This window comes from Candidatus Methylacidithermus pantelleriae (assembly GCF_905250085.1).
GTDB classification, from domain to species: Bacteria; Verrucomicrobiota; Verrucomicrobiia; order Methylacidiphilales; family Methylacidiphilaceae; genus Methylacidithermus; species Methylacidithermus pantelleriae.
In genome coordinates, this window is sequence record NZ_CAJNOB010000017.1 from 1 (window position 1) to 23,113 (window position 23,113).

22 protein-coding genes are annotated in these 23,113 nt (G+C 54.8%); 8 read left to right on the forward strand and 14 right to left on the reverse strand.

The window, feature by feature from the left end:
* Window positions 1-13: 13 nt before the first annotated feature.
* The 7 genes from KK925_RS05550 to KK925_RS05580 form a co-directional block, all read right to left on the reverse strand.
* Entirely contained in the window at window positions 14-427 is a 414-nt protein-coding gene (locus KK925_RS05550) for a globin family protein (protein ID WP_174583246.1), read from the reverse strand.
* A 378-nt stretch (window positions 428-805) separates the two neighbouring features.
* Window positions 806-1,423, reverse strand: a complete 618-nt coding sequence (locus KK925_RS05555; protein ID WP_174583247.1) for a hypothetical protein — start codon at window positions 1,421-1,423, stop codon at window positions 806-808.
* Window positions 1,424-1,517: 94 nt separating this feature from the next.
* Window positions 1,518-2,465 carry an N-acetylmuramoyl-L-alanine amidase-like domain-containing protein gene (locus tag KK925_RS05560; RefSeq protein WP_236027865.1) on the reverse strand — a complete coding sequence of 316 codons (948 nt, stop codon included), beginning with the start codon at window positions 2,463-2,465 and terminating at the stop codon, window positions 1,518-1,520.
* A 45-nt stretch (window positions 2,466-2,510) separates the two neighbouring features.
* The gene (locus tag KK925_RS05565; protein ID WP_174583248.1) at window positions 2,511-3,260 is read right to left on the reverse strand and encodes a class I SAM-dependent methyltransferase; all 750 of its coding nucleotides are present in this window, start codon (window positions 3,258-3,260) and stop codon (window positions 2,511-2,513) included.
* A 293-nt stretch (window positions 3,261-3,553) separates the two neighbouring features.
* Window positions 3,554-4,009 (reverse strand): hypothetical protein, encoded by a 456-nt coding sequence (locus KK925_RS05570; RefSeq protein WP_174583249.1) that lies wholly within the window; start codon window positions 4,007-4,009, stop codon window positions 3,554-3,556.
* A gap of 1,168 nt (window positions 4,010-5,177) precedes the next feature.
* Entirely contained in the window at window positions 5,178-5,369 is a 192-nt protein-coding gene (locus tag KK925_RS05575; protein ID WP_174583250.1) for a hypothetical protein, read from the reverse strand.
* A gap of 358 nt (window positions 5,370-5,727) precedes the next feature.
* Window positions 5,728-6,438: a nucleotide-binding protein gene (locus tag KK925_RS05580; protein WP_174583251.1), complete on the reverse strand. Its 711-nt coding sequence runs from the start codon at window positions 6,436-6,438 to the stop codon at window positions 5,728-5,730.
* 293 nt (window positions 6,439-6,731) lie between these two features.
* Here KK925_RS05580 and KK925_RS05585 point away from each other — a divergent pair, with 293 nt between their 5' ends.
* Complete coding sequence (locus KK925_RS05585) at window positions 6,732-7,562, forward strand: hypothetical protein (protein ID WP_174583252.1); 831 nt, start codon at window positions 6,732-6,734, stop codon at window positions 7,560-7,562.
* Window positions 7,563-7,967: 405 nt separating this feature from the next.
* Window positions 7,968-9,491 (forward strand): aldehyde dehydrogenase family protein, encoded by a 1,524-nt coding sequence (locus KK925_RS05590; protein WP_174583253.1) that lies wholly within the window; start codon window positions 7,968-7,970, stop codon window positions 9,489-9,491.
* A 38-nt stretch (window positions 9,492-9,529) separates the two neighbouring features.
* Here KK925_RS05590 and alr read toward each other — a convergent pair whose 3' ends face one another.
* The 6 genes from alr to sppA all read right to left on the reverse strand — a co-directional run bounded on the left by alr (window position 9,530) and on the right by sppA (window position 15,527).
* Window positions 9,530-10,723 carry an alanine racemase gene (gene alr / locus KK925_RS05595; RefSeq protein ID WP_174583254.1) on the reverse strand — a complete coding sequence of 398 codons (1,194 nt, stop codon included), beginning with the start codon at window positions 10,721-10,723 and terminating at the stop codon, window positions 9,530-9,532.
* Entirely contained in the window at window positions 10,720-11,301 is a 582-nt protein-coding gene (gene tsaB / locus KK925_RS05600) for a tRNA (adenosine(37)-N6)-threonylcarbamoyltransferase complex dimerization subunit type 1 TsaB (protein WP_174583255.1), read from the reverse strand. Before tsaB ends, alr begins: the two co-directional genes overlap by 4 nt.
* Complete coding sequence (gene tsaE, locus KK925_RS05605) at window positions 11,298-11,717, reverse strand: tRNA (adenosine(37)-N6)-threonylcarbamoyltransferase complex ATPase subunit type 1 TsaE (protein ID WP_174583256.1); 420 nt, start codon at window positions 11,715-11,717, stop codon at window positions 11,298-11,300. Before tsaE ends, tsaB begins: the two co-directional genes overlap by 4 nt.
* Window positions 11,695-12,645: a thiamine-phosphate kinase gene (locus KK925_RS05610; RefSeq protein WP_174583257.1), complete on the reverse strand. Its 951-nt coding sequence runs from the start codon at window positions 12,643-12,645 to the stop codon at window positions 11,695-11,697. Before KK925_RS05610 ends, tsaE begins: the two co-directional genes overlap by 23 nt.
* Before the next feature lie 1,045 nt (window positions 12,646-13,690).
* The gene (locus tag KK925_RS05615) at window positions 13,691-14,470 is read right to left on the reverse strand and encodes a CPBP family intramembrane glutamic endopeptidase (RefSeq protein ID WP_174583258.1); all 780 of its coding nucleotides are present in this window, start codon (window positions 14,468-14,470) and stop codon (window positions 13,691-13,693) included.
* 58 nt (window positions 14,471-14,528) lie between these two features.
* Window positions 14,529-15,527: a signal peptide peptidase SppA gene (gene sppA / locus KK925_RS05620; protein WP_174583259.1), complete on the reverse strand. Its 999-nt coding sequence runs from the start codon at window positions 15,525-15,527 to the stop codon at window positions 14,529-14,531.
* Window positions 15,528-15,762: 235 nt separating this feature from the next.
* Between sppA and KK925_RS05625 the strand changes: the two genes are divergently transcribed.
* The 6 genes from KK925_RS05625 (at window position 15,763) to KK925_RS05650 (ending at window position 22,587) form a co-directional block, all read left to right on the forward strand.
* Window positions 15,763-16,077, forward strand: a complete 315-nt coding sequence (locus tag KK925_RS05625) for an HU family DNA-binding protein (protein WP_174583260.1) — start codon at window positions 15,763-15,765, stop codon at window positions 16,075-16,077.
* 99 nt (window positions 16,078-16,176) lie between these two features.
* Window positions 16,177-17,403 carry a histidine--tRNA ligase gene (locus KK925_RS05630; RefSeq protein WP_236027866.1) on the forward strand — a complete coding sequence of 409 codons (1,227 nt, stop codon included), beginning with the start codon at window positions 16,177-16,179 and terminating at the stop codon, window positions 17,401-17,403.
* An 18-nt stretch (window positions 17,404-17,421) separates the two neighbouring features.
* Window positions 17,422-19,233: an aspartate--tRNA ligase gene (gene aspS, locus KK925_RS05635; protein ID WP_174583261.1), complete on the forward strand. Its 1,812-nt coding sequence runs from the start codon at window positions 17,422-17,424 to the stop codon at window positions 19,231-19,233.
* 13 nt (window positions 19,234-19,246) lie between these two features.
* Window positions 19,247-20,728 (forward strand): pyruvate kinase, encoded by a 1,482-nt coding sequence (pyk, locus tag KK925_RS05640; RefSeq protein WP_174583262.1) that lies wholly within the window; start codon window positions 19,247-19,249, stop codon window positions 20,726-20,728.
* On the forward strand, window positions 20,715-21,590 hold the full coding sequence (locus KK925_RS05645; protein WP_174583263.1) for an SDR family NAD(P)-dependent oxidoreductase: 876 nt from the start codon (window positions 20,715-20,717) through the stop codon (window positions 21,588-21,590). The genes pyk and KK925_RS05645 overlap by 14 nt, the downstream gene beginning before the upstream one ends.
* 1 nt (window position 21,591) lies before the next feature.
* Entirely contained in the window at window positions 21,592-22,587 is a 996-nt protein-coding gene (locus tag KK925_RS05650) for an NAD(P)-dependent oxidoreductase (protein WP_174583264.1), read from the forward strand.
* Between the two features lie 298 nt (window positions 22,588-22,885).
* Here KK925_RS05650 and KK925_RS05655 read toward each other — a convergent pair.
* Window positions 22,886-23,113: hypothetical protein (locus tag KK925_RS05655; RefSeq protein WP_214096336.1), on the reverse strand; the 228-nt coding region annotated here is incomplete at its 5' end.

A 23,113-nucleotide genomic window follows, 5' to 3' on the forward strand; every position in this document is an offset into this window, starting at 1 on the left:
AGCGGAAGTTCAGCTAGCTCGTTGGGTAAGCCGCTTCCTTCATAACTCCGGCAACTAACTGATATGCATTCGTCCAAGCTTCCCGGACCGGCGGAGTAAACCTTTCCCCCAAACCTTTTTCCAAGGTTCGCAAGAGTGCCTCTCCCACAATGTCATAATGCTCAGGCATTACCCCATACTGAACGTGCCTTCGACCCAGGTCTTGCAATACCGGAACCACCGTGTCCCATCGATCCATCCCTTTGACCACAAACCCAATGGCTTGCATGAGTTTATTGGCTTGCTCCGAAATGGCCGTTTTGAACATCGGTCGTACCGATGGAGCCATCTCAAAAAGCACTGAGTAAAAGAGTTCCCCAGCAGCCTGGGCATTTGGTTCTATCCATTCCCAGCTTTGACGAACCAACGCTTTCCGATCTTCCGTCATTTTTTTCTCACCCCCTTTGTCAAGCATTGTAACCCGTAGCTGGTCTGCCGCCTTTCAAGGACCAACGCTACGAGGCCTTCCACTGCCAAACCCCACAAGCATCGTGCATACCCCTTGATTTCCTTTCGTCCAAAGGAAACGTCGTTTTGGCGAATCGCACCCATCCCCTGGAAGAATCCGCCTCTTTTCGCCATTCCCATGGAACGAGTCGCGGATGAAAGCGACGAGCTAAGGTTAGTCGTGCGGATGACAGGATGACAACAAAAAAAGCCGAAATAAAAAGACTGTTTGGTTGGCTTCTTACTTTGCCATCCTGTCTTCGATCCAGTGTGGCAGAAGCGGATGGAGCCCCCTTGGTCGAAAACGTTCTTGTAGAACCTACTCCGAGGTTTCCCCTGGTGGCTCCCCACCAGGGGGTAACGTTCCTAGGGGACTTGAGGAAGTGTCTTCCTGCGCAGGCTCGGCCCTTCTTTGGATCTCTTGGTTAACAGGCAGAGGTGGGGGTTCTGCCGTTCTCTTCGCTTCCGTACTCTCCGAAGGAGGTAGAGGCTTGCCGCACAGATGACAGTACCTGGCTCCGGGAATCCAGGCGGCACCGCATCGGCAAATGTCCCCTTTCCGTTCCCATTGCGCTGCGCGGGCCAGGGTTTCTTCGGCTCGGTGTCGAACCTCAGCTAGTTCCGCCTCCTTCTCTTCGATCTCCTTTTCCACCTCCCGTACCCGACCTGAAAGTTTTTCCAGTTCTGAGAGCTCTTCCAGTTTGCCCTCCTGCAAGAGCCTATGAGTGGCTTCACCAAGTTCTTCAACGCGTTGACGGCGAACTCGCCGCAGCTTTCGGATTTCCGTAGCCAGCTCTCGGGAGTCCCACAACTCCCGCGAGCGCACAGACAGAAGCGCTAACCCGAAGGAGAGCTCCTTCTTCAGTCTCTCCAGCACCTCGGAAAGAGACTTTGCTTCCCTGGTTTTCTGTTCGGCTGATTGACTGGAGTCCGTCATCTCTTTTCTGGTTCGGTTCTCTTTTTCCCCTTCGATCCCTCAGGCTCAAAGGAAACCTTCGCCCAATTCCTAAGGAACGTCTCGAAGCATTTCCTTAGAGCCTTTCCCCAGGCTGAGAAAGCGTAAAGAGTGCGGGAGGTACCTCCTTGGGCCGAGCAACCGTGATTCCAGCCGTCCCGGGGTGTTCGTTGAGATATCCCGAGATTCGTCGATCAACCACCACCTTTCCATAGATCGAAGAAGCGTGCATAAAGCGCAGAACACCAGAAGCGTCTCGGTACGCCAAGCCCACATGGGACGTATAGCCTCCCTCGTCTCGACTGACAATGGCAATAATATCCCCGTTTTGTAACTCTCTTTCGACCTCCCGTACCCGCTCTTTGGGAATGTAGGTGACGGGCAGGCGGGAAACTCGTTCCTCAATCTGGGCCATTGCCGGCAAAAGAGACGGGTTGGCCCGCAGATAACGATATTGTCTCCAGCCAGCAGTCATCTCGCGCACGTGCCGGTGGATGGGAACACCCCCCAAGGATGGGGTGAGATTAACCAAGAGCCCTCTTGCTTGATTGTCTGCAAATAGCTCCTCTAAAAAATGAATTCTTGAAAGATAATTGCCCGTGCAGTGTCCTCCGCGGTAGCGTTCCAGCTCGATTAAATGCAAAAGATCTTCGGGCCGGTAGTCATGGTCCTTCAGCTTAAGCATCCGGGCAAAAGCCAGAGAGATCTCAAAAAACGTCCAACAATCCATGCCTTCAAAATTCGCTGAGGGAGACTCAATCCGATCATCAACCTCGAGAGTATAGTGACAGTAGGGGGTTCCACAAAGAGCAAGGCCCACCCGTACGACCCGGTCTCCCAGGGGCAAATAGCGCCAACCTTCGGCTTGTGCTCGGGCCACGAGACGATAAAACCGATCCTGACCGCGGAAAACGCGGTTCAAAGGAAGACAGATGGCTCCCCAGCACGTACACCCTGCCCCCCAGCTCGAGCTGAAGGCAAGGAAGAGCATGAAAACCGAAATACGATTAATACGACCCTTCATCCGAAATACTTTCCTCATGTACAAGCCTTGCAGTGCCCGTTGTCCTTAGGAACCGGGAGGTTTCACCGCACAAAGAAGGGCTTCCATACCGGACCTTGGCCCTACTCGTACCCCGACAAATCCGAGCATTTCAAGCTCTTGAACCACCTCTTTTTCCCACATGACACGCTCAGGCGCTTGATCGGCCAATACATGCAAGATCCACTGGCGCAAAAGTTCCCACTTGCCCAGAGGCACCAGCGTATCGAAAAACCACCCCACTACCGTCCCGAGAAGCTTAAAACGCTCCTCTTCACTAGGCACATACTTGTCAGCGTTGATAAAAAGACCTCCTGGCACCAATGCGCGAAAGATCTCTCGGTGAAGATTACGGCGATACTCCCGATCCATATTGTGGAGCGTGAGAACCGACGCCACCACGTCCCAGGAACCCTCCGGCTGCTCCCGCAAAAAATGCCACGCATCCGCAAGCACTAGCATCACTCTCCCCGACTTCGTCCAAGACTCCAGGTAGGCTTCGGCTTGTTCGAGCATAGCTGGTTCGTTGTCCAGGCTTGTCAAGACCAGATCCGCCCGCGAAGCAAGAAGAGACCGTGCCGTTCTACCCGTGCCACAGCCGATTTCGAGCACACGGATGGGTTCCCCCGGATGGCGACTCGGATAGCTTGCAACAGCTTCTCCGACCCAACACTGGAGAAGATCAAAATGGGGATATACCTTGCGGAATAGCTCGTACTCCTCACTCAACACCCCTTGAAAACGCCGCTCCTCAACGGGATGGCTCTCTTTTTCCACCTTAGCGTTTGCCTCCTCTTGGTCTCACTGGGAAACCCTACCCTATTGACTACCACGATTGAGACGAGCTGTCCAAGTTTGTTGTCTAACCGATTGGCCGTCTTCCCGGGGAATCCATGGAGCCTAACATGTCCTGAGGCATTCCTTAAACGATGCATAACCTTTCCCCCACCCGGGCACATCATCCAGGCCACGAGCTCGACCGTGCTGCTCGCGATTCGCGTGCTGGGGTTTTACGGGGAAAACCCGGGTAGTGCCCAATGCCGGCGCTTTCAGAGGTGAAGACGCGGGAGTCACTCGATGACCTCCTGACCGCCCATCCACGGCTGTGAGACTCCTTCGAACAGTCGTCCAGACCCACCACACATGCTTCGCCCCGTTCCTCGCAGGCAGGGCAAAGGTGAGCTCGAGCCGTCCAGTGCGGGGCGGCACGACGGCCGTTCGAACGGCCGGGCGGTTAGGATAGGCTCAACCCTCCCCGGGCGGGAGCTCCAGACCGCACTCTGGTGAGAACACGTGCCGTGGCGGCACGCACAATGAACCGCCGCGATCACCGAAGCATAGGCCGGGTCCATTTCGATTGGGTCGAGTCCAGGACGAAAGGAAGCCTCTTTTAGCATCGCGATCGTCTTGACGTAGGCAAAGGAAGAAAGCGAGCAAGCTCGGGCGGGATCAACCGGCTTGAGTTTGTACGCTCCCCTTAGGGAGATCCCATCGTTCGATCCTAAATGACTTGCCCGCAGCGGCACAGGTCCCGGCGATTTTTTCGACGCTTGCCCGCCAAGCGCGTTCGCTTGTTCCTGGCTCTCGCTGTAGAGATTGAGGGTAAGTCCGCCAAATTCCTACGAGATGACCGAATAGTTCGCTTTTCGGCTGTCGCTAGAGTTCGTCTTTGTTAAAGATGCATTCCGAGCGCTCCGGCAAGAGAATCGGTCGCCAAACCCACCGTTTGCGCCTCGACGCTCGCCAACACCCGCCAGCCCTTGTCGTCGCGCACGAAGCGGTAGCCCGACCGCGCATTCCTCTTGCCGGCGGGTGACCTTCCCCGTCCTGGGTGGCGCAGTCAGGATCCGCTTGGCGGAAGGAACCTAGAGGATCGGCTCCTCGCCGCAGGCAGCGCGAACGCTCTCCAGCACCCCGCACTTTCTCGGGCTCCCTATTCCGTCTGGCAGTGGTAACTTTAGCCGCAAGCTTCCGACCTGGCCGGCTATGGCCCGGCACGATGGGTTGCCCAGGGTCTTGTCTTTTGATCCGAGCACAAAAGATTGCTGGCTCCACTCCCCTTGCCAATTCTTCTTCCCGTCGGCTTGGTTCGTGCATTCCTTCTCTTCCAAGGAAGGGGTTTCCGGAAAAGGCCACGGGCAGCCAACCAGAGCGGAAGGCGGCCGGACTCTTGATCGGCCGGGAACCGGATCGAGTTTTGTCCGCAGGATGCCCAGCCTTCTCTTCTTTTGATGGAGCACAGTTGATCCCGGCTTCTTCTCTAACGGGGCGATCTCTTTTTTGTGCTTTCCAAACGTGTATCCTTATCTCCTCGAGAGTTCTCCGCCCGTCTCTCTTAGGTGGAGGCGATCTTGGCTTCGAGGTGGACCGAGATGGCTTTGAACTGCCGGCCAGCAAGACCGAACCCGTGCAAAAACGACCACTTGAGCTCGCTTAGGAAACGCAAGCCTGCGTCCGAGCCAAGAAAGCCGGCTTTCCCCCGGCTGCCGCAAAGCCCGGCATAAGGTGGTAAGACACTAGATCTATTCAGGCCTCAACGGCAATTGGGTCTGGCAGGTCAAAAACAGGGAGTTTGCTTATGGCAGCCCCTCAAGGCGATCCCAGCCGAAGCACACGAGTTTCTCGCGAGGCCGAAGCAGAGTCACCGCGACCTTCTTGACGATCGGCAACCGTTTGCTAGAGAACGAACCCGGGTCATCCAAGCCCATTGCCGGCCCAAATCCGCTTTTGGGGAGCGCTGGACACACGCGCGTGGAGGCCAAGACCCTTAGGCTGCGCCGCTTCCGCAGGCCCGATCACGGTTTGGGTTGCCGAACGACCCTCCTTCTCCATCCGCGAAACCGTCTTGTAGCCAATCCCCTGCCACTCAATTCCCCTTAGATACATTGCAAGCAAATAACCTTACTGTCCCCATACAAGCTCTTGGCAACTCCTTGAGTTCTTCCCGTGGGTCACAGACGGATGGTCAGCGCGCGAAGTCACCACTCCGAGAACTCCGTACACCGCTTGCAAGCGTAGCTTCTGGCACAGGGCGGATTCGAGGATGAGAACCCGCGCTCTTTTGATCAAAGCTGAACCCCAGAGCGTGGAAAATCCGGCAAACCACAAAGGACCGGACTCTGCCCTCTGCCCCAAGCCGAACTTGCAATAGCCCTCCCCAAAAAGGGAGAGCAAACCACGGCCTCTTTTCAGTGCTAGAGGCGAGAGTTTTATCTGGAATGTCCTTAGAGATCGCAATGTGGCTTTAGGCAGGAATAATCAGTTCTCGAATCTTGTCGAACTGTTCGAAGATTTTGCCTTGATACCGAAGGAGTCTCCTCCGCATCATTGTGTCATTGAGTCCGGGGACTTTTTGTTCCAAGGAAAGAACTTTTCCCATCGAGAAATTGAGGCGATTGAGTTCGGCCATCAGCTCGGGATGGAAGCGTGGTATGGTGAGTACCGGGGGGCGATTGCGTTTAAGAAATTCAATGGCTCCCATCGAACCATCCAGCTGTTCTCCTAGAGGCCCGTCCTTTTCGTTGCGTACGACGACGTAGCTAATCCGTTCTTTAAGGACATCAGCCCAGTGCAGAAGGGTGGTCACTGAATCGGGATCGGTCGTGACACACCCCCACCCAACAAATCCAATACCTTCCACTCGTAATTCATCAAACGGGACGTCTTCAAACCACTCCAGGACTTCCGAGCCGCTCCCGGCCCGAAGATCGACCAAGACCACTTTATGACGGCCGCTTTCTGCTTCAGAAACGGCCGTGTCGATACTTCGGACGTTCCGCAGGTTGATGGCATTGGCTTCGGAAAAGAAGCGGGAAAGCGAGTGGTTTTCCTCGTCTCCGTCATAGAGCGCAAAGGGTACCTGGTGAGTTTTCAAGTAATCGGTCAGGTGACACGCAAGCGTCGTTTTCCCCACCCCGCCCTTGGTGCCTAGGATCATATGGACCAAAGTTAACATTCCTTCCTCCTGGGATCCGGTTTTTCTTCGACCACGCTGAGAGATGGAACCGCTTTTTGCGGGACCCGATTCCGGCTGTGCGTCGAGTTTTTAAGCTCTCCTCTTTGGCATTAAAGCTCAGAACCGGGCTCCTTGGCTAGCTTGTCTTAAGAGACTAGCTTTCGTCAACTGGATCTTTTTTCGAGCCTTTTCCCTCCCAACCACGGATAAGAGGCTCTTGGGAGGGAGGGAAAAAAATTGTCAAGAGGGGGGACAACTGGTAACCACAAGGTGGCAAGGAGGATGGGTCGGTCATGACTCTTTTTGGGAAGAGAGAGACGGAAGAGATTCGGGCCGCAAAGGCTCTATTGGAAGCCGAGAACGAGGAGTTAAAGCGGGTTCGCAGTTCTCTTGAGGCCGAGCTTCAACGCCTCCAGCAGGAACTCGCAGAACTTAAGCGGCAAGCGATCGAGGGGGAAGAGGGACTGGGTGGGGCGAGGACCGCCGAATCTTCGGAAGAGTTACTTCGACAGCTCGAGGAAGAAAATATTGGCCTTAAGGAAGAAATTGAGAAATTGCAGGCGGCCCTTGAAGAAAGGGACCAGGAAGCTGGTTCCCTCGGTGGGCTCCCTCCCATCCCTTTGCAGGAGTTCGATTCCTGGCTGGGTGAGCAGTTCCGAGGACTACAACAGGCTCACGAAGAAGCCATCACCGAGCTGAAAAACTGGTGGGATAGCCAATACCGCGAGCTTCGGGCTCTTTTGACCGAAGCCCGAGAACAATTTGAAAAAGAACGGGAAGCCCGCCTGGAACTCGAAAAAAAATGGGTCGCTTCCTCTTCGGGGGAGGGCCTACAGGAAGCACTAGTCGCCAAAGTTGAGGAACAGCTTAAGGAGCTTACAGAAGCCTGCCGTCGCTTGGAGGAGCGCTTGCCACAGACGTCGAGTGGAGATCTTTCAGATTGGTTTTCTTGGGGAGGGAAATGGTGGCGTAAATCGCAAATTGTTTCCTTCACCGAGTACCAGTCCCAGGTAACCAGCATCAACGGTGAGGCAGTTCGGTCAGGCCTTTCTACTGAAGCCTTGTTGGCGGCTTTAGCTGAAAAAAGGTCTTCTTACGCTGGTAGTTCCTCCAGTGCTAGCTAGGTTCGTATTCTTGAGGGCGGCAGCAGGGCCTCTAGAGAACGCGTAGTCTTGGTCGGACGAAAATATTCTCTCATAGCTTCTGGCGGAAATAAGCTTGGAAACCGGAAAAGAAGAAATGCCACGCAAGGGAGCTTTTCCGAAAGAGGTGAGGAGAGACCAAGGAAGAGGAAGGAGGAATGTCAGACGTCTGGAGAAGGGAATCCCCCTTTGAAGGCTTCCTCAACGTACGGTTGGTTTACCAAAAAAGGCCTGGGCGTTTCTAGGCCCCGAAAGGGCGTCCGGAAAAAGATTGCAATCATAAGCTTATTAGCGTATAATTTTTCTTTTAGGTGACAGTCTTGTGTACGGCTATGGTCTCTATTCCAACTGGCAAAGAAAGAGCTTTTTATCCCGCGGAGGGCTTCCATGACAGCTACCCCGAAAGCATGGTTTGAGGAGACGTATCCCGACTTACCATTGGAAGTGGTTTCCTTCCTTCAATCCCGACACCGGGTTCTGATCGGGGGACAGTGGGTAGACTCCGTTACCCAAAAGAAATTCCCCACGTTCGATCCGGCGACCGGTAAGGTTCTGGCGGAGGTGGCGGAAGCGTCCGCCGAGGACGTAGACGAAGCGGTCAAGGCAGCCCGCAGTGCATTAGAGAAAGGCCCTTGGCCCACCATGACTCCTTCGGAACGGGGCCGGCTCATTTGGAAGTTGGCAGACTTAGTAGAGGCTCATGCGGATGAATTGGCAGTGATCGAGTCGCTCGATAACGGAAAACCCCGCAGCGTGGCACGGGCGGTCGATGTTCCGCTGGCGGTGGACCTCTTCCGGTATATGGCGGGCTGGGCGACGAAGATCGAAGGTAATACGATTCCCATTTCTGTTCCTTACACTCCGGGAGCCGAATATCTAGCGTACACGGTCCGCGAGCCAGTTGGGGTTTGTGGGCAGATTATACCGTGGAATTTTCCGTTGCTTATGGCGGCTTGGAAGCTCGGTCCTGCACTTGCCTGTGGCTGCACGGTGGTTCTCAAAGTGGCCGAACAGACACCTCTTTCTGCCCTCCGGCTTGGCCAACTCATTATCGAAGCCGGTTTTCCTCCAGGTGTCGTGAACATTCTCACGGGCTTTGGGGAAACAGCGGGTGCGGCGCTGGCTTCACATCCAGATGTGGATAAGGTAGCTTTCACGGGATCTACGGAGGTGGGGCGACAGATCGTTCGTGCTGCGGCAGGTAATCTCAAAAAGGTCACACTCGAACTTGGAGGCAAAAGCCCCAATGTTGTTTTTGCAGACGCCCAGCTCGAAGAGGCGATTCCTGCCGCAGCTAGTGCTGTCTTTTTTAACCATGGTCAATGTTGCTGCGCGGGCACGCGGCTGTACGTGGAGCGGAAAGTCTTTGACCGTGTAGTGGAAGGGGTGGCGGAAGAAGCTCGCAAAATTCGCCTGGGTCCCGGCTGGGATCCCCAGACCCAAATGGGCCCCCTAGTTTCCGAAGAGCAGCTCGAGAGAGTTTGCCGCTACATCGAAGAGGGGAAGGAGGGGGGAGCCAGACCGGTGGTGGGAGGAAAAAAGAAAGAGGGGCAAGGGTATTTCGTGGAACCCACAGTCTTTGTGAACGCTCAACCTCAAATGAGCATCGTTCAGGAAGAAATTTTCGGGCCTGTGGTGGTTGCTATCCCCTTTGAGGACCCTTCTGAAATTCCTCCTGCGGCCAACCAAACCATCTATGGACTGGCAGCGGGAATCTGGACGCGAGACATCTCTAAGGCGCATCGTCTCGCGAGAGAACTCAAGGCAGGGACGGTATGGATCAACTGTTACAATATTTTTGATGCCGCTTTGCCTTTTGGAGGCTACAAGCAATCCGGATGGGGAAGAGAAATGGGGCATGCCGTCCTCGAGGAATACACAGAGCTTAAGTCGGTCTGCATCCGGCTTTAGAATTTAAAAACAAGGGGAGGCGAGGCGGAGCTAGGTTCTCATCCCCCCCTCTCTTTAGATACGCGCTCTAACACGCATCCGCTTAAAGAAGCCCCCGAATTCATTGGAGGGAGGAACTCACAGGTGAGGGATGAAAAATTCCGGTAAACCCTCGGGATCCGAAGGGAAATTCCCGTCAAAATTTCATAAGGGATTGTCCCGGCCATCTCCGCCAGATCGCTTGCTAAAATGGCCTCGCCCTGGGACTTTCCGAGCAGCGTCACCACTTCCCCGCGCCGTACGGAGCGTATGTGGGAAATATCTATGAGGAGCTCATCCATGGTGATGCGTCCCCGGATCGGGCAGCGCTTTCCTTTGACCAAAACGTACGCACGATTGGAAAGCGCGCGGGGATACCCGTCACCGTATCCGACAGTTACAGTGGCGATCCGCTCCCCACAAGTAACGACGTAGCTACCCCCATAACTTATTGGACTGCCGGGAGGCATCCAGCGAAAAAGGCTGATCCTGGCTTTCCAGGAAAGCACCGGCCGTAGTCGAGATTGCAAGGAAGGAAAGGGGGAAAGGCCATACAGGGCTAGTCCTACTCGAGCCCAGTCCTGCCCGTAAGCCGGATTGGAACCAATGGCTGCACTGTTGGCAATATGCCCCAGAGGGAGACCTAGTTTTTTGCGGTACATAAGAAACGTTTCCCACTGGTGCCGCGTGGCTTCCGGATCGCTGTCGGAGGAAGCAAAGTGAGAAAAAAGCCCAGCGACTCTGATCCAGGAAAGCTTTCTGATCTTTTCCCATTCTCTGAAAAAAGCCTCTCCGCTTAATCCTTCGCGTCCCATGCCCGTATCGATCGCAAGGTGGACGTGTACCAGTTGCTTGCGTTGTTGGGCGAGGACGGCTAGTTCTTGCGCCTCTTGAAAGGTGGAAATGACCGGGCAAAGCCTTGCCTCAATGACCTCCTCCCATTCTTCTTTAAGGCAAGGACCTAAAACGAGGATGGGGAGTTGGATTTCGTGCTCGCGCAGGGTCTTTCCTTCTTGGGGATCCGCGACGGCGAACCCATCGACTCCTATTCGTTCCAGTTCGCTTGCTACCGGGATTAACCCATGGCCATAGGCATCCGATTTGACAACGGCCACCAGTTTCCTTTCTTTCCCAAGGAGCTTGCGAAGGAACCGGACATTGGATCGAAGGGCGCGGCCGTCAATCTCAACCCAGGATCGAAAAGGTAGACTCACGGAACGGGGCTTCTCAAATAGACAGGTTCCAAGTTAGGACACAGGCAATCGTCCCCTAGCTCCTCCCATAACTCAAGAAAATCACTGGCCCGAGGGTAATCCCAGGAAAGTTCAGGGGCAACTCGATCAGGACTAATTGCCCTATCTAGCCCCTGGGTCCAGAGGGCAAGATCGCGCCTGGAAATCACCATCGGGCCTTTCTCCAGCTTGCCCTGCCGAAAGAAAGTGGCATAGAGCTCGCCTCTCCGGGCGTCGGAAAAAATTCCAATCCGGTCCTTCTTTCGCCATCGCCATCCAAGCGACCAAACGCTGTAAAGGCCCAAGGCCTTGGCTCCCAAAGCCAAGGCTAGTCCTTGGGCAACTGCAATGGCCAGTCGGATTCCCGAAAAGGAACCTGGCCCGAGCCCTACCAAAATGAGAGAAATCCCGTGGGGTGTAGGAATTGCCTCCTCTAACATCTGGAAGAGTGCTCCAGTCGGCCGGTGGTTTCCAGGAAGTTCCCTATACCAAACGATCTGTCCTTGCGTTCCCAAGGCAACGCTGACGGGGCTAAAGGAACAGTCCAAAGCTAGCATCATGCTTGGCGTCTCCTTACCGAGCGGACTCCCTCCCCTACGATGGCGATTTCCCAGTGCTGGGTTCCTGGAGGGAGAAAAGCCTGGATTTTTTCCGGCCATTCGACGGCCGTAATTCCTTCCCAAGGAAGATAGTCCAGCAACCCCAGCTTGTAGATGTCCTCCTCATTCTCTAGGCGGAATAGATCGATATGGGCCAAGGGGAGGCGGCCTCCGACGTACTCATGAATCCAGGTAAAAGTAGGACTGGTCACATCTCCCGCAAACCCTAACCCTCGTGCCAGGCCTCGGATGAGAGTGGTCTTGCCGGCGCCTAGGGGCCCGGAAATGGCAAAAACTTCTCCGCAGCAAGCCTTTTGTCCTAGCTCTTGACCCAGAGCCTCCATCTGGTCTGGGCTATGCAAAATGATCAAACCCATGAAAAGCGTCCAGAGTCTGAGATGCTTTTGGATCGGCCGGATGGCACAAACCGATACAAGTAAGCTTGGTCCGGAAGGGCCATTGTTTCTGGAGTTGTGAGACCTTTGCTGGTGCAACCGCAAAAAGAAGCTCATAGTCTTCCCCATCCTGGAGAGCTTGGGAAAGGGAAATCCCAGGGCGCCTGGGAATCTTAGAAAAATCCAGTTCAAAAGAGACGCCGGAGGCACGGGCTAGCTGGGATAAGTCCGATGCGAGACCATCACTTAGGTCAATCATTGCTCTTGCTAACCGATTTTGGGCGAGCCACTGGCCTTCTCGAAGACGGGGCTCAAAAACAAGGTGTTTGGTTGGAAAACTTCCACCCAGCTCTCCGGTGACAAATAACGAGTCTCCCGGCCGGGCTCCGCAGCGCAACACCGGGCGATATCCCGGTGTATGCCCCAACAGGGACACAGTAATAAGAAGGGCGTCCGACCGTACGGTTTCGCCTCCGACAAAAAAAAGGCGGTAGGCCTTGGCTAGCCGCTCCATACCCTCGTACAATCGTTGAAGCGCAAAGAGAGAAAGACGGGGACTGGCGGCTAGTGCCACCATCGCATACCTTGGAATCGCGCCCATGGCGGCAAGATCGCTAAGAGCGCGAGCCAGGGCTTTTCTCCCCACAAGAAAAAAGGGGGTTCCTTTGGTAAAGTGGACTCCCTCGACCACACTTTCTATTTTGAGAAGCCAGAACCCCTGATCGGGTAAACCACGAAAAACCGCGCAGTCCTCTTCCAGAGCGCGAAGCACACCCCGATCTTGTTTCCAGTGCCGGGTGAGGATTTGGATAAGCCTCTTTTCCCCTATTTCGTGCAACCGGCACCGGGCGTATTGCTCCTCAAGTGTCCAGTTGTGACTGGGACCATCGGGATAACGAGGCCGACTCATGGGTTCTTTGAACAATGGCATGAATGGATCGAAGCGGGAAGCGTGCTTTCCCTTGGGCTCATAGAAATGTCATTGGTAAACAAGACCGAGGACCAGAATAGCGGGCATGGATGTCTCTGCATAATAATGCCAACGGCATTCGAAGGCGAGCCAAGACTCTATCCTTCTTTGGCCCAGCCTTTTGCCTGCCCTGGTGCTTGGGGATGAGGTTGCCCTTTTCCAGGCGCCGCGATGTGGTTTGCGCGATCTACGACATCCGCTTTAGCCAGGCGCGGCGCCAAGCTGGCGCCCCGGTGCGAGAGTTTTGAACGACTGACGGCGTGTTGGCGAGATTCCCAACGCGATGGGGCACGAGCAGACACAGCAGCGGATTGCCCAAGAAGGAGCGATCCAGTCTATTCCCGAAACACGTCGGAAACGCCTTGGTCTTTCCCGGGATCGCTCCAGAAGTTTTAGAAACGGTTTAGCATTCTTTCTTGATCGGGCGAGCAGCTCGGTTGGCTTCCCTCGCAAGATGAGGAGTCTGCTAGGCATTTTCAGCCGACCGATACGGAGAAGACCTAACTGGTTTTTTTAAAGGGAAATCCCGTGCGCTGATCCGGTTTTCCGCAACGAGCCCGTTCCGCATATTCCCAAGGCTGGCTTGGTCGAATCCCCTTGGGTCGATTCCAAGCAAACCCGCGGGCTCGGAGGGAATCGGGCGTCCGACTTGGGACACATCAAGTGGGCATCGTGAATAGGCCTATTGGAAGAAATACACTCCAGGATACTGCTAATTCGCGGCGAAAGGACTCACTTTGCAGCTGAGCTTCGTCGGAGAGGGTGTTGTTGGGTAAATTTTTGGGTCATTGAGCGTGACGTCGGTCTTACAAACCGGCGCAAGCCTAAAGGAAGCCCTCTTTCGGAAGTCTCGCAACCTGGGAAGGACACCGGCAGATTTTGCCAAAATCTAGGCGGTGGCACTGGGCGCTTACCAAAAAAGCCTGGCGCGAAAGCCGTTGCCTAAGTTTTCACGTCCCTACGCGTGTGGCGGAGCCAACTTTCCCTACAATGGAGGGGCAAGAAGCAAAAGGCCTGTGGTCAACCCGTTAAACCAGAAATGGATGGCGATCGAAAGCAAAAGCGCTCCTGAAAACTCGTAGGCCAAGGCCAAAACGATTCCAAGGCCAAAGAGAGGAAGAAATGTAAGCCAATGGGCGTGGAAGAGGGCAAAAACGGCAGCGCTCCACACCACCGCTTGGGGATAGCTGAAACGGCGTTTGAGAAGAGGATAAAGGAAACCTCGGAATAAAAGCTCTTCTCCGAACGGGGCAATTCCCAAAACGGCCACCAGTAAAAACCAAAAACCTGGGGTTCCCCGGGCCTTGAGAAACCATACAACGGCAGGCTGGGGTTCGACGGGCAGCCCGAGCGCTTGAGCGAGGGCGCTGCATCCGGCCGCAAGGGCTTGGAGCGGCAGGTAGGCGGCCAAACAGATCCAAAGGCCAAGCCCGAAAATATGAATCCATCGGTACCGGTCCAGCCCTAGATAGGAGCGAATCGGAAGGCCGCGAAAGCGAACAAGGACCAAGATTAAAGGAATCGGTGCAAGTGCCAAAAAGAAACCACCCGCCGAAAAAACGCCCCCCAAAAGCAGGACACCAATGGCAAGGGCATCGGTCCAGGAAAATTCAACTACGTTGCCTAACCGCGGTTGCAAGCTTCCTTCGAGACTCCATCGCCGCAGGGCACCGACAAGAGAGACCAGTGCCGCCAGGTGAACGATTAGGAAAAACCAGACCGCGAGAGGGGGGAAAGAGAAGTAAGTCGCAGGGAAGTGATTCATAGACTTACTGGGGGGTTATCACCCGCCTGGGCACCGTCGGTTTGGGAATTCCGAAAACCTATTGCCACACAGCCAGAGGAGTGAGGTAGTAGAGTCGACCACTTTCCAGGGGCAGGGCCTTTGGCCCTACGGTTATTTCCACCTTTGGGGACTGCGAAGAAAAAAGCCGGAGCAAGCGTCCGACCGAAAACCCTGGGACGTAGCGAATCAGCCTAGCAGCGGGGGCTCCTGCAAGCTCGCGACATTTCCGAACCGCATCCTCAAAATATCCAAGGCCGTCCACAAGTTTGGCTTCAAGCGCCTGCTTTCCTGAAAAAATCCTGCCGTCAGCCAGCCGATCCTTTAGTTCGTCAACCTTAAGTTTTCTCTCTCGGGCTACAAGTTCCACGAAACGCTGGTAACTCTCGTTGACGAGCCCCTGTACGTAGGCTTCCTCTTCGGGAGTAACGTCACGACCAGGATTTAAAAGATCCTTAAGCTTTCCGCTCTTAAAAGTTAAAAGTTTAACACCGATTTTATCCAGCAAATGATGGAAGTTAAACGTTTGAATGATGACCCCAATACTTCCCGTTATCGAGAGGTCTCCCGCCATTATGTAGCTAGCTCCGAGCGAGGCGTAGTAACCGCCCGAGGCTGCGATGGATTCCATGTAAACGACGACCGGCTTCCGGTTTCGTGTCTTCGCGATCTCGTGGTAAAGGGTGTCACTAGCCCCTACTTCCCCTCCTGGTGAATCTACCCGCAGGACAATACCTCGGACTTTGGGATCGGACACGGCTTGCTTGAGTTCAAGGGCAATGTCTTCGACCATGGAGTCTCCAAAAACTCCTGGGACTTCGGTGCTGATCAGACCCCGCAGATCCACCACGGCGATCTTTGTGGAGCGATCGCCTACTCCGTCGGCCAGAACTTCTTCTTCCATTCTGGGAGAGTAGCGCTCTCCAAGCTTATTTTTCCCAGTCAGGATGGCTAGGAGCACCACGTTGAGAAAAAGGCTTACAATCAAAATGGCGAGCCAAAGCCAGCTGGGTCGACTCTTTGGAGGTGCTTCTCCCATGGTCCCAGTAACTTGGCGGACCTTGCGGTAAGGTGCAACTCTTCACCCATCCACGAAACTTGCAGCCGTGCAACTGAGAAGGAATGAGGGGATGCGCCACGAGCTTCTATTGGGAGCATTTGCCAAACCGGGTGACAGAAGCGGAAGGCCTGGCGGTAAAAGCTCCCAAAAACGGGACTATCCCTTTTCTTCCTCCAAAACTTTCTTATCTTGTTGAAGGATGGCAACAAAACCCATGGGGCACGTAACGCGCCGTGACTTGATCGCTCGGGTAAGTGACGAAACAGGGTTTTCCCACCAGGAGGTCGGGCAGGTGCTTCAGAAGCTTTTGGACTGTTTGAAAGAAAGCCTGGGCAAGGGGGAGACAGTTGAATTGCGGAGGTTTGGGATCTTCCAAGTACAGATGCGAAAAGCGCGAAAGGGAAGGAATCCCAAACAACCCGAGACCGACATTATTATTCCTCCAAGACCGGTAGTAAAGTTCAAGCCCGGGAAAGAAGTCCGGGAGCTTCTGGCAAAGCTAGGAGATCGGCTGACCCAGGAGGGATAAGGTTGGCCAGCTGGGCGGGCAAACCCTGAGGTCTGAATCGCGCGAGGGTTTTGTGCAAAAAAATTTTGGGGTGCTACCCGAGGCCCCCTTTCTGCTAGGATGTGGGAGATGCAAGCTTTGCCGGGGTTTCGAGACTTCTATCCGGAGGATCTTTGCTTTCGGAACCGCATTCTTGAGGCGTGGCGAAGGGTAGCGCGGCGGTACGGATTTGTCGAGTATGATGGTCCTCCGCTGGAACCGTTGGAGATTTATGCCAAGAAAAGCGGCGGGGAGCTTTTGGATCAATTATATCGCTTTGTGGATCGTGGGGGGCGGGAAGTCGCACTGAGGGCAGAAATGACGCCGACTTTGGCGCGAATGATTGCACGGGGTCACAAACAATATAAAAAGCCGATCAAATGGTTTTCCATTCCACAACTTTTTCGTTACGAGCGAATGCAAAGGGGGCGACTCAGAGAACACTTTCAGTTCAATTGTGACATCATTGGAGAGCCGAGTCTAGAGGCGGAGTGTGAATTGATAGCCTTGGCCATCGATACACTCCGGGAATTGGGATTGCAAGAAGAAGATTTTGTCGTTCGAGTGAGTGACCGGCTTTTTTGGGCGGATCTTTTGGGAAAGCTTGGAGTCGATCCCGAGGAATGGACTCATGTTTTGCAGGTGATAGATAAAAGCGAACGAGAACCTTACGAAGTTACCGTGCAGCGTTTGGGAAAATGGGCCCAGCCGATCCTCTCGGTGTTGGAAGAAAAACCGCGCTGGCCTCGTCTCCAGGAGCTTCTCGATCGGCTGGCTTGGCGAGGAATGACGCGATTTGTTGAGATCGATTTGCGGGTCGTCCGGGGACTGGCCTATTACACTGGGATCGTATTTGAAATTTTCGACCGGCAGCGACGATTGCGGGCCATTGCCGGAGGAGGAAGGTATGACGATCTTGTGCCCAAGTTTGGAGGCGAGCCTTTGCCGGCGGCGGGATTCGGGATGGGGGATGTTGTTTTGGGGGAACTTTTAAGGGAAAAACTTCCCGGGCGGGAGCGCTGCTGGACGCTGGATGCTTATCTAGTGCTGGTGAACGAGGATCTGCGCCCGGCTGCAGCCGCTCTTTTACAAAGCTTGCGAGAGGCGGGTCTTGGAGCCGATTATCCCCTTTCTGTGACGAGCGTTCGGAAACAGCTTGAGCTGGCCGAGGAACGTGGGTGCCGGTATGCTCTTTTTTTAGATGAGCGTTGGTGCAAAGGCCTGGTCGGTTTTAAAAAGCTTAAGGCTACGGAGGAAGGAGCGATCCCAGTGGACAAGATCGTCCCGTTCCTGCGCGAGCGCTGCTAGAGGAAGGGTCAAGTGGGAATGAAAGGGAACCAAGCCCAGCCGGGGTTTTTCCCCAAGCGTACCCATCATTGTCATGAGCTTCGGCGCTGTCACATAGGCCAGCGGGTAACGCTTATCGGATGGGTTCATTCGCGAAGGGATCATGGGGGAGTCGTCTTTGTGGACCTTCGAGATCGAGAAGGGATTACCCAGGTGGTCTTTCATCCAGACCGCTGTCCCGAGGCTACTCAAGAAGCCCATCGAGTGCGGGAAGAATCGGTACTTCAGGTATGGGGAGAGGTGGCAGCCCGTCCTCCGGGTACCGAGAACAGGCGGTTGGCGACCGGTGAAATTGAGGTCAATGCGGATGGCCTTCGCGTGGTGAGTCCGTGTGCCGTTTTGCCGTTTCCCTTGCATGGAGGGAATCTCCCGGGAGAAGAGCTGCGGTTATCCTATCGGTTTTTGGATCTGCGTCGCCGCCCGATGCTGGAAAATCTCCGTATTCGTCATCGGGTTCTGCGGGCCATCCGGGATTACCTTGATGGACAAGGGTTTATCGAGGTAGAAACCCCTATTCTTTCCAAGAGCACTCCGGAGGGGGCGCGTGACTTTCTAGTGCCGAGTCGTTTGCATCGGGGGTGCTTTTATGCGTTGCCCCAAGCTCCGCAACAATACAAGCAACTCCTTATGGTCGCTGGCCTTGAGCGGTACTACCAGATTGCTCGGTGTTTTCGCGACGAGGATCTTCGAGCCGACCGCCAGCCGGAGTTTACCCAGATCGATTTGGAAGCCTCCTTTGTCGATCAGGAGGAGCTTTTTGGATGGGTGGAAGGTTTTTTAGAGGAGGCGTTTGGCCGAGTTTGTGGGGTGGAGCTTTCGTTACCGTTTCCTCGTCTTTCCTATTGGGAAGCGATCGATCGGTACGGGACGGAAAAGCCTGATCTCCGTTGGCCCCTAGCATTGTCCGATGTGAGTGAGATCTTCTCGGAGACGGGATGCAAGATTTTCCGAGCAGCCTTAGAGCAGGGAGGTGTGATTAAGGCGATTAATGCCAAGGGATTGGCGGAGCTTTCCCTTGCCCAGCTGGAAGGGCTCATAGAGGAAGCTAAAAGTTTGGGAGCTGGTGGGCTAGCTTATGTTAAGGTGGAAGGGAAGGAATGGAAATCCCCGATTGCACGCCACCTTACGGAAAAGGAAAAAGAGGCGCTTTCGCAGCGGCTGGAAGTTGAGCCGGGGGATCTCCTTCTTTTCTCGGCCGAATCTTGGGAGATTGCCTGCAAGGTTTTAGGGAAAATCCGGGAGAGGGTGATGAGTTGGCTTTCTAAGAGCCATATCCCCAAGGAGCCATTTGCTTTTGTTTGGATTACCGACTTTCCGCTTTTCCAGTTTGACAAGGAGGCCAATCGGTGGGAAGCCACCCATCACCCCTTTACCCGGCCGCATCCGGAGGATTGGAAGTTGTTCGAAGAGGGCCAGTACGAAAAGGTGCGGGCTTTGGCCTACGATTTAGTGTTAAACGGGGTAGAGATCGGGAGTGGAAGTCTTCGTGTTCATGAGCCGGAACTGCAAGCACGGATTTTCCAGATTCTGGGCTTAGATCCGATGATACAGGAGAAAAGATTTGGTCATCTTTTGCGAGCGCTATCCTATGGGGCGCCGCCTCACGGGGGGATTGCACTTGGTGTCGACCGGCTTGTGATGATGATGGCTGGGGCGACCACCATTCGGGACGTTATTGCTTTTCCCAAGAATAGTGCGGGGGTAGATCTTTTGACCGGGTCCCCTACGGAGGTCGAGCTAGAGCAGCTGCGAGAACTAGGGATTCGAACGGTCCCTTATCGAGAGCCGTAAGAAACGATCGCTTATGTGGGAAATTTCAGAAGAGTTAAAGGGGCGTAGCGCGCAGGCCGAAGAGCGCGCTACCCGGCCCTTTTTCCCTTGGACACGCCGAACCAAAATTATCGCTACCCTGGGTCCGGCCAGTGAGTCGCCGGACATGATTCGGCTTCTCATCGAGCGAGGGGTAAATGTTTTTCGCTTTAACATGTCCCACGCGGGGCACGCATGGGTTAGGGAAAAATGCGCCCTCATTCGAGAAATCGCTTTTGAGCTCGACCGGTGCGTCGGACTTCTGATGGATACTCAGGGCCCAGCCATCCGGACGGGAGACCTGCAGCACGATGTGGCCTTGCGGCCAGGCGACATGTTCACCTTTACGGTAGGAGGAGTTGACAGTAGCGCGTCACCTTCCGTGTCGGTCAACTACGAAGATTTACCGAAGGACATAACCCAAGGGGATATCATCCTTGTGGACAATGGGGTAATCCGGATGAAGGTGTTGGAAAAAAGCGACACTTTTCTCCGGTGCGAGGTCCTTACCCCAGGAGTTATGGGGAGCCGACGACACATCAATCTCCCGGGAGTCCGGATTAGGCTGCCTGCCCTGACCGATAAGGATTTGGCCGACGTGGCATTGGGGATTGAATGCGGGATGGATTTCTTTGCCCTATCCTTTGTCCGAGAGCCCGAGGACATTCAGAAGCTGCGGGAATTCTTGGCAAGCAAGGGGGCCGAAGCCATGGTGATCTCGAAAATCGAAGACCGTCTGGCGGTTGAGAACCTTTTTTCCATTATCGATGTGTCGGATGCGGTCATGGTGGCAAGAGGAGACCTAGGGATTGAGTGCCCGTACGAAGAATTGCCGATTATCCAACGGCGCATCGTGAAAACGTGTATTGCCCAGCTAAAGCCTGTCATCGTTGCTACCCACTTGTTGGAGAGCATGGTGCAAAATCCAGTGCCCACGCGGGCAGAAATTACGGACATTGCCAACGCCGTCTATGAGCAAGCTGATGCTTTGCTTTTGTCTAGCGAGACGGCGGCCGGTCGGTACCCCGCGGATTGTGTATCGGTTTTGGATCGCGTGGCCGTTCGGACGGAGAGAAGTGGAGGGGCTGGTTACGAGAAACTTTTTGAACCGGCCAATGATCATGAACGGCTGGCCAGTGCTGCGGTCCACCTAGCTAATCAGACGCGCAGTCATGGAATCTGCGTGTTTACTCGCTCCGGATACTTGGCGGCGGTCGTGGCCGGACTTCGTCCCCGGTACTCCTCTATTTTTGTTTTTTCTCCCGATGAAGGGCTTTGTAGGAGGCTCACCCTCTATTATGGTATTCGGGCTTTCCAAATGGAATTTCCCAAAAGGCCGGAAGAGACCGTTTTGGCAGCAGAAGCGCGCTTGTTACATCGGGGGGTTGTGCGGTCCGGACAGAAGCTGGTGTTTTTGTCGTCCGCCCGGGTGGGGGACGAGCTATTGGAATCCATTCTCTTGCATGAGATCCGCTGAAGACGACCCCTTTGTGGGGGTCACAGCTCTGGTCACGGGGGCCTCATCGGGTATTGGAAGGGAGTTCGCTCGCCACCTTGCGACAAAGGCGGCGTCTTTGATTTTGGTGGCCCGGCGCAAGGACCGGCTGATGGCTTTGGCAGAGGAGCTTCAATCGATTTCTGGGCAGCTAACCATTTGGACAGAGACCGTCGACCTTTCTGATTCGGCCGAGCTCGATCGGTTTTTGGAGAAGGTTAACGTTCGGGGGATTTCAGTGGATCTTTTGGTCAATAACGCGGGGTTGGGAGATATGGGACCCTTTCATACCGCCAGCTGGAAAAAAGTCGAGCAGATGCTTCGGGTAAACATCCTTGCTGCGACTCGGATTGCATGGGAAGTGATTCCCGGGATGATGAAAAAGAAACGCGGATGGATTATTAATGTCGGGTCCATTGCTGGTTTTCATCCCATCCCTTTTTTTGCGGTCTACGCGGCTTCAAAGGCCTATCTTAATTCGTTTTCCGAATCCCTGTACTGGGAACTTTCCCCCTATGGCATTACGGTGACAGCTGTGTGTCCCGGTCCTGTCGCCACGGAGTTTTTTGACAGGGCTTGCCGTCGAAAGGAAGACGGGGGTGTTTCCCTAGCGCCAGACTTCATGTGGACCACCGTACATGAGGTCGTGGAGGCGGCTCTTCGGGCGGCTCGGCAAGGCCGGCCTCGCGTGGTCCCAGGGATGTTGCCAGGGATAGCGGCCTCGTTCTACGCGGCCCTGCCGCTGGCCATTTGGAGAATGGCCCTGCGGTGGAAGGTTCCCCCGGAGCGCCTCCGATTCGAAGGCTCGATGGGGGAAGGGGAATCAGGGAGAACAAACGGATAGGATGGCTGGGGTTGTCTTGGCATCCTTTGAGGAGCAGAAGGGGGATCGAGAACTCTTTGAGCGTATTCTCGGCCGCGAAACTCCCGTTCACTTTTGGCCCTCTCTTGATTCGCAGGTTCGGGAAAAGATCCTCCAGGAGGTTAGCATTTTAGTGAGCTGGAACCCCCGGTGGGATTTTCGGCCGGAGCCAGCCCGAATCTTTTCCCGGATGACCCATCTTCTTTTTCTCCAGCTGGTGACCGCAGGGGCTGATCATGCGCCCTACGAGCTGCTCGATCCACAGGTGGAAGTTGCGTGCAACCCGGGAGCTTACTCGGCGCCGGTGGCAGAACATGCATTGGCTCTTGTCCTTGCATTGGCAAAGCGCATTCCGCACCAACTGGAAAACTTGAGGAAACGGGTCTTTGACGACCGTACCGAAAATCGCATGCTCCAGGGGATGAAGGCTCTGGTTGTGGGTTTTGGGAGTATTGGCCGGGCAATTGGAAGGCTTCTGCGAGCGTTTGGGGTCTCCCTTTGGGCGATCAACCGATCGGGGCAAACCACTGAGCCAGTACTTAGGTGTGGGACCCTGCGAGAACTTCCCGAATGGTTACCACGCGCCGACCTTATTGTGTTAAGCCTGCCACTGACCCGAGCCACCCGAGGGATTCTTGGCAAGGCGGAACTGGAAAGGATCAAGGAAGATGCGATTTTGATTAACGTCGCCCGGGGAGAACTGGTTGACCAAGAGGCTCTCTTCGAAAAGTTGGTCCGCTGTCCCAACTTCCTTGTTGGGCTTGATACCTGGTGGAAGGAGCCGCGGTTGCACGGAAGCTTCTCCCTGCGCTTTCCTTTCTTAGAACTCCCCAATGTGGTTGGCTCTCCCCATAACGCAACGTGTGTCCCAAGCGTTCGATCTCAGGCGCTTGCACTTGCCCTGGAAAACGTTAAGGCCTTTCTTCGAGCGAAGGAAATAGTGCGGGGGAGAGTCGATCGCTCCGATTACGAGCCCTAGTTTTTCTGACTTCCGAGCTCTGTGGAGAGGATAGTGGCAAGAGAGGAGAAAAATTCCTCACCGCTAGGACCAAGGGAACTTTCCCAACGAGATAAGGCAATCGGCGAAAGAAGAGGTTAATCCGTGGAGCCATGTACACGGATAGAGAACGCTTAAGACAGCAAGGCGGGCGATGCATGATGGGCCCAGCGTTTCTGGCTTGTTTTCCTGCTTGCTCCCAGTTTATCGACCACGCCTAAAACCACGGACAATCATTTCCCTACCAGGGAAGATCATCCTGGACGCCGGCCGAACAGTGCTACCGACCATTCCCGTGTCGGGATTCCGCTGGCAAAGCCCAGGGAGCGCCCAGTCTTGCGTTTTCTGGGACAAAGGCGTAGGAGGCCGCCGATTCCTCCTCGACCGGACGTGCGCCCCATGCGGCCCCTTTGCGTCTCTTCCGAAACCCCGCCATGGAATCGACCATGCATCCCTCGTCCGAAGCCTCGCAGCTAGGCCGAAGGTGACATGACCGCCGTTGCAAGTG

Bases quoted from the DNA above. Each gene is read 5' to 3' on its own strand.
- KK925_RS05550 (WP_174583246.1), bottom strand. From the start codon at position 427: ATGACGGAAGATCGGAAAGCGTTGGTTCGTCAAAGCTGGGAATGGATA.
- KK925_RS05555 (WP_174583247.1), bottom strand. From the start codon at position 1,423: ATGACGGACTCCAGTCAATCAGCCGAACAGAAAACCAGGGAAGCAAAG.
- KK925_RS05560 (WP_236027865.1), bottom strand. From the start codon at position 2,465: ATGAAGGGTCGTATTAATCGTATTTCGGTTTTCATGCTCTTCCTTGCC.
- KK925_RS05575 (WP_174583250.1), bottom strand. From the start codon at position 5,369: ATGTATCTAAGGGGAATTGAGTGGCAGGGGATTGGCTACAAGACGGTT.
- KK925_RS05580 (WP_174583251.1), bottom strand. From the start codon at position 6,438: ATGTTAACTTTGGTCCATATGATCCTAGGCACCAAGGGCGGGGTGGGG.
- KK925_RS05585 (WP_174583252.1), top strand. From the start codon at position 6,732: ATGACTCTTTTTGGGAAGAGAGAGACGGAAGAGATTCGGGCCGCAAAG.
- KK925_RS05590 (WP_174583253.1), top strand. From the start codon at position 7,968: ATGACAGCTACCCCGAAAGCATGGTTTGAGGAGACGTATCCCGACTTA.
- tsaB (WP_174583255.1), bottom strand. From the start codon at position 11,301: ATGATGCTAGCTTTGGACTGTTCCTTTAGCCCCGTCAGCGTTGCCTTG.
- tsaE (WP_174583256.1), bottom strand. From the start codon at position 11,717: ATGGGTTTGATCATTTTGCATAGCCCAGACCAGATGGAGGCTCTGGGT.
- KK925_RS05610 (WP_174583257.1), bottom strand. From the start codon at position 12,645: ATGAGTCGGCCTCGTTATCCCGATGGTCCCAGTCACAACTGGACACTT.
- KK925_RS05615 (WP_174583258.1), bottom strand. From the start codon at position 14,470: ATGAATCACTTCCCTGCGACTTACTTCTCTTTCCCCCCTCTCGCGGTC.
- sppA (WP_174583259.1), bottom strand. From the start codon at position 15,527: ATGGGAGAAGCACCTCCAAAGAGTCGACCCAGCTGGCTTTGGCTCGCC.
- KK925_RS05625 (WP_174583260.1), top strand. From the start codon at position 15,763: ATGGGGCACGTAACGCGCCGTGACTTGATCGCTCGGGTAAGTGACGAA.
- KK925_RS05630 (WP_236027866.1), top strand. From the start codon at position 16,177: ATGTGGGAGATGCAAGCTTTGCCGGGGTTTCGAGACTTCTATCCGGAG.
- aspS (WP_174583261.1), top strand. From the start codon at position 17,422: ATGAAAGGGAACCAAGCCCAGCCGGGGTTTTTCCCCAAGCGTACCCAT.
- pyk (WP_174583262.1), top strand. From the start codon at position 19,247: ATGTGGGAAATTTCAGAAGAGTTAAAGGGGCGTAGCGCGCAGGCCGAA.
- KK925_RS05645 (WP_174583263.1), top strand. From the start codon at position 20,715: ATGAGATCCGCTGAAGACGACCCCTTTGTGGGGGTCACAGCTCTGGTC.
- KK925_RS05650 (WP_174583264.1), top strand. From the start codon at position 21,592: ATGGCTGGGGTTGTCTTGGCATCCTTTGAGGAGCAGAAGGGGGATCGA.